Annotated in this window: 13 protein-coding genes; 7 read left to right on the plus strand and 6 right to left on the minus strand. The window is 28.5% G+C overall.

Annotated elements, in window-relative coordinates; genetic code table 11:
• Positions 1-21: 21 nt before the first annotated feature.
• Positions 22-1,410, plus strand: coding sequence for a phosphoglucosamine mutase (gene glmM, locus SY27_RS01180; RefSeq protein ID WP_045966646.1), 1,389 nt, complete (start codon positions 22-24; stop codon positions 1,408-1,410).
• Here the strand turns inward: glmM and SY27_RS01185 are convergent.
• A complete protein-coding gene (locus tag SY27_RS01185) occupies positions 1,407-1,799 on the minus strand; it encodes a hypothetical protein (RefSeq protein ID WP_052705057.1) in 393 nt (130 codons plus the stop codon). The genes glmM and SY27_RS01185 overlap by 4 nt on opposite strands.
• 152 nt (positions 1,800-1,951) lie before the next feature.
• On the opposite strand from SY27_RS01185, the gene SY27_RS01190 reads away from it, so the two are divergent.
• The 4 genes from SY27_RS01190 (at position 1,952) to SY27_RS01205 (ending at position 5,900) form a co-directional block, all read left to right on the plus strand.
• Complete coding sequence (locus tag SY27_RS01190; RefSeq protein WP_045966648.1) at positions 1,952-2,950, plus strand: glycosyltransferase family 2 protein; 999 nt, start codon at positions 1,952-1,954, stop codon at positions 2,948-2,950.
• 1 nt (position 2,951) lies between these two features.
• Positions 2,952-3,539: a dephospho-CoA kinase gene (coaE, locus tag SY27_RS01195; protein ID WP_045966650.1), complete on the plus strand. Its 588-nt coding sequence runs from the start codon at positions 2,952-2,954 to the stop codon at positions 3,537-3,539.
• A gap of 71 nt (positions 3,540-3,610) precedes the next feature.
• A complete protein-coding gene (locus SY27_RS01200) occupies positions 3,611-5,194 on the plus strand; it encodes a sensor histidine kinase KdpD (protein ID WP_045966652.1) in 1,584 nt (527 codons plus the stop codon).
• A gap of 7 nt (positions 5,195-5,201) precedes the next feature.
• The gene (locus tag SY27_RS01205; RefSeq protein ID WP_045966655.1) at positions 5,202-5,900 is read left to right on the plus strand and encodes a response regulator transcription factor; all 699 of its coding nucleotides are present in this window, start codon (positions 5,202-5,204) and stop codon (positions 5,898-5,900) included.
• A gap of 119 nt (positions 5,901-6,019) precedes the next feature.
• On the opposite strand, the gene SY27_RS01210 is transcribed toward SY27_RS01205, so the two are convergent.
• The 3 genes from SY27_RS01210 to SY27_RS01220 are packed head-to-tail and all read right to left on the minus strand — an operon-like array spanning position 6,020 to position 9,921.
• Entirely contained in the window at positions 6,020-6,565 is a 546-nt protein-coding gene (locus SY27_RS01210; protein ID WP_045966657.1) for a PepSY-associated TM helix domain-containing protein, read from the minus strand.
• Between the two features lie 13 nt (positions 6,566-6,578).
• A complete protein-coding gene (locus SY27_RS01215; RefSeq protein WP_045966659.1) occupies positions 6,579-7,697 on the minus strand; it encodes a PepSY domain-containing protein in 1,119 nt (372 codons plus the stop codon).
• Positions 7,698-7,755: 58 nt separating this feature from the next.
• Positions 7,756-9,921: a TonB-dependent siderophore receptor gene (locus SY27_RS01220; protein WP_045966661.1), complete on the minus strand. Its 2,166-nt coding sequence runs from the start codon at positions 9,919-9,921 to the stop codon at positions 7,756-7,758.
• A gap of 189 nt (positions 9,922-10,110) precedes the next feature.
• On the opposite strand from SY27_RS01220, the gene prfA reads away from it, so the two are divergent.
• Together prfA and SY27_RS01230 are read left to right on the plus strand one after the other, a co-directional pair.
• Positions 10,111-11,184 (plus strand): peptide chain release factor 1, encoded by a 1,074-nt coding sequence (gene prfA, locus SY27_RS01225; protein ID WP_045967437.1) that lies wholly within the window; start codon positions 10,111-10,113, stop codon positions 11,182-11,184.
• Positions 11,185-11,257: 73 nt separating this feature from the next.
• The gene (locus SY27_RS01230) at positions 11,258-12,556 is read left to right on the plus strand and encodes a DUF5723 family protein (protein WP_052705058.1); all 1,299 of its coding nucleotides are present in this window, start codon (positions 11,258-11,260) and stop codon (positions 12,554-12,556) included.
• A gap of 72 nt (positions 12,557-12,628) precedes the next feature.
• Here SY27_RS01230 and SY27_RS01235 read toward each other — a convergent pair whose 3' ends face one another.
• The gene (locus SY27_RS01235) at positions 12,629-13,279 is read right to left on the minus strand and encodes a hypothetical protein (RefSeq protein WP_045966663.1); all 651 of its coding nucleotides are present in this window, start codon (positions 13,277-13,279) and stop codon (positions 12,629-12,631) included.
• 106 nt (positions 13,280-13,385) lie between these two features.
• Complete coding sequence (locus SY27_RS01240; RefSeq protein WP_045966665.1) at positions 13,386-13,922, minus strand: hypothetical protein; 537 nt, start codon at positions 13,920-13,922, stop codon at positions 13,386-13,388.
• Between the last annotated feature and the right edge of the window lie 7 nt (positions 13,923-13,929).

Here is a 13,929-nt window from a genome sequence, read left to right on the forward strand (position 1 = left end):
ATAAATCGTATATAAAATAATATGACTTTAATAAAATCAATTTCAGGAATTAGAGGAACAATAGGTGGGAAAGTAGGAGATAATCTTACACCGTTAGATGCTGTAAAATTTGCATCTGCTTATGGAACATTCTTAAAACAAAATAGTAATAAAGAAAAGTTAACAGTTGTTATTGGTAGAGACGCTCGTATTTCAGGACCAATGATTCATAATTTAGTTGTAAACACATTAATAGGATTAGGAATAAATGTTATTGATTTAGGGTTATCTACAACACCAACAGTTGAAATAGCTGTTCCTTTAGAAAAAGCCGATGGAGGTATTATTTTAACAGCTTCACATAATCCAAAACAATGGAATGCTTTAAAGTTGCTAAACGAAAAAGGGGAGTTTTTAAACGGAGATGACGGTGCTGTAATATTAGAAATTGCTGAAGCAGAATCTTTCTACTTTTCAGATGTTGATTCATTAGGAGAAGTTACAGAGAACGACGCATATATGGATATTCATATAGATGAAGTTTTAAATTTGCCTTTAGTTGATGCAGAAATAGTTGCTAAAAGAAAATTTAAAGTAGTTGTAGATGGAGTAAATTCTTCTGGAGGTATTATTATTCCTAAGTTGTTAGAACAAATGGGAGTTGAAGTAGTAGAATTATATTGCGAGCCAAATGGACATTTTCCACATAATCCAGAACCTTTAAAAGAACACTTAGGAGATATTTGTAAACTAGTTATTGAAGAAAAAGCTGATTTTGGAATTGTAGTCGATCCAGATGTTGACCGATTAGCTTTTATTTCAAATGATGGAGAAATGTTTGGAGAAGAGTATACATTAGTTGCTTGTGCAGATTATGTTTTAAGTAAAACAAAAGGAAACACCGTTTCAAATATGTCTTCTTCTCGCGCATTAAAAGATATTACAGAAAAACATGGAGGAAAATATGAAGCAAGTGCTGTTGGAGAAGTAAATGTTGTTACCTTAATGAAAGAAACAAATGCAATTATTGGAGGAGAAGGAAATGGAGGAATTATTTACCCAGAAAGTCATTACGGAAGAGATAGTTTAGTAGGAGTTGCCTTGTTTTTAACTCATTTGGCTAATTTAGATATTACAGTTGCAGCATTAAGAGCAAGTTATCCACAATATTTTATGAGTAAAAATAAAATTGAATTAACACCTCAAATAGATGTAGATTTAATATTGAAATCAATGACTGAGAAATATAAGAATGAAAATATTTCTATTATTGATGGTGTAAAAATTGATTTTCCAACAGAATGGGTACATTTAAGAAAATCAAATACAGAACCGATTATTCGTATTTATACAGAAGCGCCTTCTCAAAATGAAGCAGACGTTTTAGCAGAGCGATTTGTATCTGAAATAAAAGAAATAGCTGGAATTTAATGTTTACGCTCCTTAACTTTTTTCTGTTTTTTCTCTTTTTTAGGTTTTTTATAGGCAATAATATGTTTGTCGTTATATTGGTATGGGGTGTGTCCACCAATTTCTAATTCTACTTTACGAGCTGTGTTTAAATTGATACGACCAAATATAGAAGGAAGGGAAACAGAAACTGACCAATTGCCATTATTTAAATAAAGATAGACACCTTTTTCAATATCATAGTAAAAATTTTGATCAGGGAAATAGATGTGTTTTGTTTTGGCTCTATATCCATGAGCTGGCGCCCAAGGTGGTGGTCCTTGTGAAAAAAGGTCTTGAGGAATGCAAAATAACAGTAGGAATGCTAAAATCAGGAACTGCTTTTTTGTTTTTAATGGGAACATTTTCATAGATTATATTTTATATTTAATTTTCTAGCGTGTATAAAGGTACAAATTTATAATTATAAGAGATAATTTTTAAAAAATTGTGGATTAAAATCTAATTCTATTTTTTAGAAATGCATTTTATAAAGAGTATCTTTGTTAAAAAAATTACAAGGATGCTTTTTTCGTTTATTATACCCGTTTATAACCGTCCAGATGAAATAGATGAGTTGTTACAAAGTCTAACACAATTAAGCTTTCAATATGCATTTGAAATAGTTGTTATAGAAGATGGTTCAACTATAAAATGTAATCAAATAGTTGAAAAATATAAAGATAAATTAGATATAAGCTATTTCTTTAAGTCAAATTCAGGACCAGGAGATTCTAGAAATTTCGGAATGAGAAATGCTAAAGGGGATTATTTCATTATTCTAGATTCAGATTGTATTATACCTAAAGACTATTTGCAAAAAGTTTCAGATTCTTTGACTTTAGAATTTGTTGACTGCTTTGGTGGTCCAGACAAAGCATTAGATACTTTTTCAGATATTCAAAAAGCGATAAATTTTACTATGACTTCTTTTATTACAACGGGAGGAATAAGAGGAGGAAGCGAAAAAATAGACAAATTTCAACCTAGAAGTTTTAACATGGGACTTTCCAAAAAAGCATTTGAAGCTTCAAAAGGTTTTGGAAATATTCATCCTGGAGAAGACCCAGATTTATCAATTCGATTATGGAAAATGAACTTTAAAACAAAGTTGATTTCAGACGCTTATGTTTATCATAAAAGAAGAATAGATTGGAATAAGTTTTATACTCAGGTAAATAAATTTGGAAAAGCCAGACCAATATTGAATTTTTGGTATCCAGAATATGCAAAAATAACATTTTGGTTTCCTAGTCTATTCTTACTAGGGTTTATATTTAGTATCCTTTTTGCTGTTTTTTCATTTCCTTACTTTTTATTTTGTTATGTATTCTATTTTGGAATGATTTTTGTGAGTGCATTATTACAAAATAAAAGTGTTAAAATAGGATGTTACGCTGTTCTTGCAAGCTTAATTCAATTCTATGGTTATGGAAAAGGATTTATTCAGGCTTTTACAAATTTATTTGTACTAAAAAAGAAACCAGAAGAAGCTCACCCAGAATTATTTTTTAAGAAGTAATATGACAAAAATTATTGGACTTACCGGAGGAATTGGAAGCGGAAAAAGTACCGTTGCAAAATATATTGCTTCGAAAAATATTCCTGTATATATAGCTGATGATGAAGCAAAAAAAATAATGGACGATGAAAACGTTGTTGTTGAAGTTCAGTTGCTTTTTGAAGAAAATATATTAAACGATAAACATAAATTAGACAGAAAAAAAATTGCTTCAATTGTTTTTCAAAATCCTGAAAAATTAAATCAGTTAAATCAGTTAATTCATCCAAAAGTAAAGCAACATTTTAAAGATTGGTTAAAAACACACAAGAATGCTCCATTTATTATTAAAGAAGTTGCTATACTATTTGAGACAGGTGGAGATAAAGAATGTGATAAAGTAATATTAATTACAGCACCTGAAAATGTGAAAATGGATAGGATAATGAAAAGAGATAATATTGATAAAAATGAAATATTAAAAAGAATGAAAAATCAACTTTCTGATGATGAAAAATCAAAGAAAAGCGATTTTATTGTGCAGAATATTAATTTAAATGATACTTTTTTGGAAATTGATAAAATTCTTAAAATTTTAAAAATATCGTAATAAATTCTGTTAATGTTAATCTTTGGTTAATGTTTTCACTAAGTAAATGTTAAAATACTAATTTTGTATTGATGAATAAAAAAAGGTTTCGCTTATTGGTTTTTTTAATGAGTCTATCTTTGGTAGGGATAATAATTGTTCAATTATATTGGATAAATACGTCATTAAAAAAGAGTGAAGAGGAGTTTAAGCTTCATGTTCAGCAAATTATAGGTAATGTCGCAGATGCAATAGATAATAAAGAACTGGTTTCATTTTACCAACAATACAATAAAATTAAAGATAGTATAGGTAAAGAACCAGAAACAAACACGTTAAAAGAATTCTTTTTTTTAGAAAGAAATAGAAAAACAAATGAAACAATAATTTATACAAGTTCATTAGTTGCTGAAAATTATGGAATAAATGGATCTTTTTTTGATAAAAATGCAGATACAATAAATGTAGGAAGTCTAGTTTCAAATAGAAAGACAGAAATTTATGCAGGAACTTCAATTGATAATCCTTCGATTGAAATGACTAGAAAGCCAGATGTTACAATAGAAAAATCGGGTAGTTTATCCTCTTTAGATAAAGTTAATTTTCAACTTTTTTTTAAAGATATTGTATCGCAAAGAGCTATTCAAGACAGAATAGGCAAACAGGAACTTGAAAAATATTTAAAAGACGAGTTAGATAAATATCAAATAAAAACACCATTTGAGTTTGGTATTTATAGTAATGGTCTTGCAACAAAAATACGTTCAGATAAATTTAAGTATGATAAAAGATCTACTTATGGAATTCCTATCTTTCAGGATAATGAAGGAATGAGTCAATATCAATTATTGGTTACATTTCCTCAAAAGAGTAAATTCTTTTTCTCATCAATATTAGGAATTACAATGTTGTCTTTATTATTTACATTAATAATTGTTTTAACCTATTCAAGTGCTTTAAATCAATTAATTAAACAAAAACAAATTTCGGAAATTAAAACCGATTTTATAAATAATATGACGCACGAGTTTAAGACACCTATTGCAACAATAAATCTTGCACTCGACGCCATTAAGAATCCTAAAATTATTGAAGATAAAGATAAAGTACAACGTTATCTTCAAATGATTAAGGAAGAAAATAAAAGAATGCATGCACAGGTGGAAAATGTTTTACGAATTTCTAAATTAGAAAAAAATGAATTAGATATTTCCAAAGAACCTGTAGATGTTTTACAAATAATAGAAGATGCAATTGAACATATTAGTTTGATAATTGAAGATAGAGAAGGACAAATAAAAACGCATTTTGAAGCGACTAGAACAACAATATTGTTAAACGATGTACATTTTACAAATGTTTTAGTAAATGTTTTGGATAATGCAGTTAAATATTCAGTAGGAGCACCTATAATTGATGTATTTACTGAGAATATTAAAGATTTTATTATAATTAAAATACAAGATCAAGGATCTGGAATGAGTAAAGTAGCTCAAAAAAGAGTCTTTGAGAAATTTTATAGAGAGCATACAGGAGATTTGCATAATGTAAAAGGACATGGTCTAGGTTTGTCTTATGTTAAACAAATAGTTGAAGACCATAATGGGCAAATTTTTGTTGAAAGTGAAAAAGGAAAAGGAAGTACATTTATATTAAAAATGCCATTAATAAATTAAAAAAAATATGGAAGCTAGAAAAATTTTATTAGTTGAAGATGACCCAAATTTTGGAGCTATATTAAAGGATTACCTAATCATTAATGATTTTGATGTAACCTTAGCAAAGAACGGAATGGAAGGGTTTGAAAAATTTAAAAAAGATATTTACGATTTATGTATATTAGATGTGATGATGCCGTATAAAGATGGATATACATTAGCAAGAGAAATTCGTGAAAAAAATCAAGAAGTACCTATTATATTTTTAACAGCTAAAACATTAAAAGAAGATGTTTTAAAAGGATACAAAGTAGGAGCAGATGATTATTTAAATAAACCATTTGACTCTGAAGTACTTTTAATGAAAATTAAAGCTATTATTCAAAGAAAAGCAACAGAAGTTAAACCAGATAATACAAAATTTGAATTTGAAATTGGAAAGTTTCATTTAAATTCTAAACTTCGTTTCTTATCATTTGAAAATGAAGAACCAGTTAAATTATCGCCAAAAGAGTGTGAATTACTAAAAATGTTAGCATTACATGAAAATGATTTAATGCCTAGAGAGTTAGCATTAACAAAAATATGGAGAGATGATAATTATTTTACATCTAGAAGTATGGACGTTTACATAGCTAAACTTAGAAAATACATGAAACGTGATGAGAATGTTGAGATTCTTAACATTCACGGTGAAGGATTTAGATTAGTAGTTAAGAAATAATACAAGATATTTCGTCATAAAAAAATGAGTTCAATATGTAATTGAACTCATTTTTTTATGGCTGTATTTTCTGAATTTTTGTTTTTAGAGTCAGCATTATTTAAATGCTTTAGTTCTTTTTACGAAAGTATTAAAAACAAAATTGGAAACACAATTCCAGCTAAAGCGAGTTTCCAACCACGTCTCTTAAATGTATGTTTACCATGTTTAACCATCATTGCTCCAGAAATAGCGATAAAGATTAAAGATAAACCAAAAATATCAGAGAAATAAATCCACCAGTTTGAAGTGTTCTTATGGAGAAACATAGCCTGATTTATTATAGGTGTTTTAATAAAAGAGATAATCTCACCTTTTCCAGTTTCTATATCAATCTCTACCTCAGTATTTTCAAATTGAATTTTAAATGTTCCTTTTCTAATATTATGTCTTTTAACTTTATCCGTAATTTTTAATTCGGTTGTTATTTTTTGTGCATAATCATCATTAAAATTCTTTTCATCGGGTAATGCAACTTGAATTTCTTTTGTTTCTAAAGTATATTTTTCAGGATGCCAATCATTTCTATGATTCATTAATATTCCAGAAAATGCAAAAGAAATGATTAATCCTACATAGAAATAACCAAAATCACGATGTAGATTTCTTAAATTCAATTTTTTCATATATCAATTTATGTTACTTATATTTTTTTCCCCACCAAATTAAAAAACCAGTAATGGGTAAACTTGCAATTAATAAACTAATTAAAAAAGCGAATATTTTTCCAGGTAAACCAATAATTGCACCTGTATGAATGTCATAGTTCATGCGTAATAATTTATCGGCAAATTTAGCTTTTGATAATCGGCCGTAAATATGCGAAACATTTTTCTCTTCTAATGTATATTGATCAAAATATCGATAATCGGTTTGCCAATAAGTACCATCACCTATATTTGCATTTGCTGCAATAGGTGAAGTATCGGTTTCTACAGGGTGTACTTCAATAGATTTTGCATTTGGATATTCTTCTTGCATAATTAAAAAGACTTTGTCTAAAGGATATTCTATCGCTTTTTTATCAATAGATTTTACAGAAATAGGCTCTTCATATAACAATGATTTTTCACCTCCAACAACTGTATAATAGCAATATGCAAACCATGGAAATCCCCAAACTAAACCTGTAATTGCAAAAATTAATGCAATAGCCATTACATAAAACCCTGTTATGTTGTGTAAATCATAATTTTTTCTCTTCCATTTTATTCCTTCTTTCCATCTAAACCAAAAACGTTGTTTGGCTGCTTTTCTATTTTTAGGATACCAAAGAATGAAGCCACTTATAATAATAAGTATAAAAATTAAGGTTGCAGAAGCAATTATTGTTTGTCCGATTTCATGAGGAAGCCATAAATAGAAATGTCCATCTAAGATAAATCTAAAAAAACCAGAAAATTCATCAACTGTTTTTAAAACTTCTCCAGTATAAGGATTTATGTAGCAAATATCATAGTAAAGAGGATCTTCATTGTAAAAAATAGCTTCGGCAGCAACATTTGATTCTCTATATTGAATGGCGTGCAAATGTTTATTAGGAAGTTCTTGTTTTGCGATTTTTTCTATTTGAGATGGAAGAATATATGGTTTGTTTTGTTTTTCTACAAAGCGATAATCTTCGGTAAGATTTAAAATTTCTTCTTGAAAAGCATATAAACAACCAGTTACTGCTATTATAAAAACAATAATCCCCGATGCTAATCCAAGCCAAAGATGAATTTGTCTGATGATTTTTTTAAGATTTTTCTTTTTCATTTTTAAACGATAAAAACTCCTCATCTAAAATGAGGAGTTTGATTAAAACTAAAATAAATTAAAATTTATAGGTTAACCCTGCTGTTAATGTTCGTAACTGTTGAGGCGTAACGGTTGACCAACCTGAATAATATTTTTCATTAAGAATATTGTTTAATTTTAATGTTATATTAAACTGATTAGAATCATACGATAAAGCCGAATTTAAAATGGTATAACTTGGTATTTCAAAAGTTCCAATGTTTGCTCTATTTAAAGTTTTGTTTTTGCTGGCATGGTTTTGACCTAAACCAAATCCAAATCCTTTTAAAGTTCCTTTTGTAATAGTATAACTTGCCCAAAAATTTATTAAGGTTTCAGGTCCGGATTCTTCAGGTCTAAGTCCAACATATCCATCAGCAAGATTTCCTTTTGTATATTTTGCTTTGTTATTACTAATTCCTAAAATCATATTTAAACCATCAATTGGATTTGCAATGATACTTACTTCTACACCTTTACTTTCAATCTCTTCACCTTGAATGGAATTGTTAATATTATCAGGATCGGTCATTACTCTATCTTTTACATTAATATTGTAATAACTTACTGTAGCTGAAATTTTATCTTTTAATAAATTTGTTTTTACACCTACTTCAATTTGATTTGCATGTTCTGGATCAAAAGTTTTTAATCTAGGATTTGAACCATCAATGTTTGAAACTTCTTTAGGAGATATGTTTGTAAACCCGTTCATGTAGTTCGCAAAAAGGGAAACTTTGTCTAAAACAGGTTGATAAACTAAACCAAATTTTGGAGATATTGCAGTTTGTCCATTTACTTCTTCATCAATAAAATAAGCTGTTTTCCCTTTGAAATGATCTATTCTAACACTAGCCATTACAGATAGTTTTTGAGTAATATTTATTAAATCAGAAACGTAAGCGCTATAGACTTCATTTTCTGCATTAGAATTTCCATCAAAAGAATCTATTAATAAGTTGTCAACACCAGCTCTAGTTAAATCACCAGTATCATTTCCATCATGAAGTGTAACAGCACCGTTAGAAACCCAACCTGTGCTTCCGTTTTTAATGCTCGATTTATAATAATCTAATCCAGCAACTAATCTATTTCTAAATTTCCCAATTTTAAAGTCTCCTATGAAGTTTTGTTGAATATCTGTTGTATAAGTTTCTCCATTTCTTTTAGATATTGATCTTCCAAAAGCAGTTCCGTTTGAAGCATCAAATAAATATGAATAATAACCATCAGTTTTAGTGTTTCCTCTTGAAAGAACGGTTTGTGAAGTCCAATTTTTAGATAATTTATATACCATTTGTGCCTGAATACTAAAAGTAGGATTGCTAATTGTTAATTCATTTGAAGTAAACGATTTCTTATAATTTTTTTCGAATAAAGAAATGTCATTAAAAGAAAGTGGAGCATATCTACTTAAGAAAAGCATTGGTGCATTTGCAGATTCTCTTTGTGTAAATTCAGTATTAATTAAAAAAGAGAGTTTATCATTTACAATATAGTTTAAAGATGGAGCAATAAAGAATGATTTATTAAATCCTGCATCTTGAAATGAATTCTGCTTTTGATAAGCTGCATTTACTCTTAATAAAACATTTTTTTCTTCATTAAGAGGTGTATTTATATCTACAGTTACTCTATCTGATCCATAAGTTCCAGAATTGTATCCTATTTCACCTCCAAAAAGGTGTTTAGGTTTTTTAGTCACAATATTAATTAAACCACCATAAGAAATTAAACTACTTCCAAATAATGTTCCTGAAGGACCTTTTATAACTTCTATACTTTCAATATTTGCAGGATCAATGATTCCATTATTAAGTGCAGGAAAACCGTTAACCATTGTAGGTTGAACGCTAAATCCTCTCATTGTGTAAAATTCACCACCGTCGCCACCACGACCGGTTGATTCCCAAACCCTAGTTATTCCGGTTGCATTTTTTATAGCGTCATTAAAATTTGTAGCAACTTGGTCTTTTAGCAAAGCAGCAGAGATAGAATTATAAACTTGTGGATTTTCTAATTCTTTTAAGTTCATTTTTGAAACAGTTGAACTAGTTTCCTTTGTGTATTTGATCTCTTTTTTACCTTCTATAATTACTTCTTTGAGTTGTTTAATCGTATCTGTTTCACGATTTTTTTTCTCTTGTGCATTTATTGTTTGAAGCACTATAAAAGCAGATAGGGTTAATAGTGTTTTATACATTTTTATTTAGATTTAATTAAAATAGTAGAGCAAAAATAAATAGTTTCTCGATATTCTCAAAACTTATTTAGACTAATTTTAAATAAAATAAAGTAACTATTTGATTAATAAGTAGTAAAAACTATAAATTAAGCATAAACAAGTAATTACTATTTTTGTTAACTTTGCAATCCAAAATAAATGACAGCTATGTTAGATAGATTACAATATGTAAAGCAACGTTTTGACGAGATATCGGATTTGATTATTCAGCCTGATGTTATTGCTGATCAGAAGCGTTATGTACAATTAAATAAAGAATATAAAGACCTTAAAGGATTAGTTGAAAAACGTGAAGAATATATAGTTCTTGATGGTAATATTAAAGAAGCTAATGAGATTATTGCAGATGGATCTGATGCTGAAATGGTTGAAATGGCTAAAATGCAACTTGAAGAAGCAAAAGAGCGTTTGCCACAATTAGAAGAGGAAATTAAATTTATGTTGATTCCTAAAGATCCTGAAGATGCTAAGAATGTAATGGTTGAAATTCGTGCTGGTACAGGAGGAGATGAGGCTTCTATTTTTGCAGGTGATTTATATAGAATGTATACTAAATATTGCGAATCTAGAAACTGGAGAACTTCTGTTGTAGATATGAATGAAGGAACTTCAGGAGGATTTAAAGAGGTTATTTTTGAAGTAACAGGGGAAGATGTTTATGGAACTTTAAAGTTTGAAGCAGGTGTTCATCGTGTTCAACGTGTTCCTCAAACAGAAACACAAGGACGTGTTCATACATCAGCCGCTACTGTTATGGTATTACCAGAAGCAGAAGAATTTGATGTGCAAATTGATATGAATGATGTTCGTGTAGATTTTTTCTGTTCATCAGGACCAGGAGGACAATCTGTAAATACTACAAAATCAGCAGTGCGTTTAACGCATATTCCAACTGGTTTAGTAGCACAATGTCAGGATCAAAAATCGCAACATAAAAACAAAGACAAAGCATTAAATGTACTTCGTTCTCGTTTATATGAAATGGAGTTAGCTAAAAAAGAAGCTGAAGATGCTACGAAGAGAACATCGCAAGTGAGTAGTGGTGACCGCTCTGCAAAAATTAGAACTTATAATTATGCTCAAGGTCGTGTAACAGATCATAGAATTGGTTTAACATTGTATGATTTGGGTAATATTATGAATGGTGATATTCAAAAAATTGTTGAAGAATTACAGCTTGTTGCTAATACTGAAAAATTAAAAGAATCAGAAGTTTTTTAAAATAAAATACAGTATTTTTGAGGTTATAAACGTTTAGTTTATAACCTTTTTTGTTTTAAAAAATATTTATGATATGAAAAAATGTTTATTTGTATTTATTGTTTCTATTACGAGTTTTTATGGTTATTCACAATCTTTTTTTGGAACCCAATATGATAATTATTCAGGAATAAATAGTGTTATTTCTAATCCTGCAAATATTATAAATTCTCGTTTTAAAACAGATATTAATTTATCATCAGCTAGTTTATTTGCTGGAAACGATTACTATTCTGTGAAATTAGGAGATTTACTATCAAATGATTATGATTTTGAAAAACAATCAACAAAACACCCAAAGGCAAATAATAATTTTTATACTAATATTGATGCTCTAGGACCTTCTTTTATGGTGAATATTAATGATAAAAGTGCAGTTGCTTTCTTTTCAAGAGTAAGAGCCATTACTCATGTGAGTAAGATAAGTGGTTTGTTTTTAAATCAAATTCAAGATGAGGTTAATGAAGACTTTTATTTTGAAAATCAAAATTTTAGTGGAGCTTCAAATGCTTGGATTGAGTATGGATTGAGTTATGCTAGGGTTTTAATTGATAATGATACTCATAGTTTAAAAGGAGGAATATCAATTAAGTATTTAAATGGAATATCATCGGGTTATATAAAAGCTAGAAATTTATCTGTTAATTATGATTATACAGGTTTGGATGTAACAGATAGAACCACTACAACAGGAAATATAGAAACAGGAAATATTAGTAGTTTAAATGATTTTGATGATCCATTTGACAATAGAGGATCTGGTTTTGGAGTAGATCTAGGTGTTACATACGAACTGAAATCGAAGGATTTTGATGATTATTTATTGAAATTTGGATTATCGGTTACTGATTTAGGAAAGCTTAAATATAAAAATGCTACAAAGGTATATTATGATGCCAATGCTTCATACACAGATGCAGAGTTTGCTCTAAATGATGATTTTGATTCATATTATACAAGAATAAGTGAAAGTAAATCATTTAACGTTTCATTACCAAGTACTTTGCATTTAAATGCAGATTGGCATTTGAGTAAGAAATTCTTTTTAAATTTAAATTCGGATTTAAACCTTATAAGTGTTGATAATACAAATTCAAATTTTGTAAATAATACTTTTTCTTTAACACCAAGATTTGAAACTAAATGGTTGAGTATATATGCTCCTTTAAGTAGTGTTCAGAATTCAGGATTTCAAGCAGGTTTTGGTTTTAGAGCAGGACCATTATTAATTGGTTCAGGTTCGGTTGTTTCTGCTTTATTTGACGAGACGGATGCAATAGATGTTCATGTAGGATTAAAAATTCCTATTTATAAAGGAAGTAAGAATAATTAAAAATAAAAACAGCGAGAATTTTCTCGCTGTTTTTTGTCAATCAAAACTAAACCAATCACATATTACTAACTTTTACTCTTTTGCTTCAGCGTTTTCATCTGATTTTGCACCCATTCTATTAACAGTATACATTGGAGCAAATTTTATTTTTAAAGCGGCAATCTTTTTATTGTCTTCAGAAGATAAACCTTCATTCTCTACTGTATTCTTTCTAGTATCTAAAGCTTCATATAATAACTTAATTTCATCCCAATCTTCTCTAGAATAAGAATCTTTGTTTTTATCAACTGTAGTAACAAAACGTTCGTAGATTGCGGCAATATTATCTTTATTTACCCAGCTAAATGTTTTGTCTTTGCCTATTATTTCTTCTCCAAATAATGATTTTTTGAAGTTTTCTTCTTCTATTTCGGCTTTGTTCATTATTGCTTTAGCTTTGTATTCCTCATACTTTAAAGTTGATTCATTTAAAGTTGCTTCAACATCTGATTTATTTTCTAGCTCACTTGTTGCATTTTCGGCATTCATTTTTTTAACGTCATAGTTTGCTTGAATTTTATCCCAATCTTGAATTGTTTCGCTTGTTTCAATTGCACTAATAGAATCTACATACATTATATACTCATCTATTTTATTTTGTGCTATTTCCTGTTTTTCATTTTTACAAGAGGTTATTCCAATTGCAATTATTGCAAATCCTAATATTACTTTTAAATTTTTCATGTTTTTAAATTTTAATTGTTAGTATTTCTTTTGTAAAGATATTGTGGTTGTTAAACTTTTATGTTACATAATATTCTTAGAATGTTATATAATTTTAAATTAGCTATTAAAGTTTAAATCCGTAAGCTAATCGAAGTGCAATTTGTCCTAATCCTTTATCTAATGTATTGTTACTGATTGTTGGAAAATCAGGTAAATATTCATATCGAACACTTATATCAATGTATTTTGTTGCATAACCAAAAGTTGGGCTTAGCAATAATGATGTTTTATTATAATCATTTGTTACAGCAAAAGCAGCTCCTGCTTCTCCCATTACATAGAACTGATCTTTAAAAATAAAGGCTTTAAATCCAGCTTTTACAGGAATATATCCTAAATCATTATCATCGCCACTTACAAATAAATTGTTGAAACCTGTTGTTAAGGTTAGAGAATAGACTTTAGAAAAATCATATTGTAAACGAACGTCTCCACCAATATTTAAATCGTATGGTTCACTAAATGGATAACCAGCAGTTAAACCAAAACCTAATTTAAATTTTTGATCATAACTTCCAGAAGTACTCTTTTGTGAAAATGATTTTGAAGTTCCAATGAATACTAGCATTATTACTAGAATGCTTTTAATTAATTTTTTCATGATTACA

Source organism: Flavobacterium sp. 316 (genome assembly GCF_000967805.1).
GTDB classification, from domain to species: Bacteria; Bacteroidota; Bacteroidia; order Flavobacteriales; family Flavobacteriaceae; genus Flavobacterium; species Flavobacterium sediminilitoris.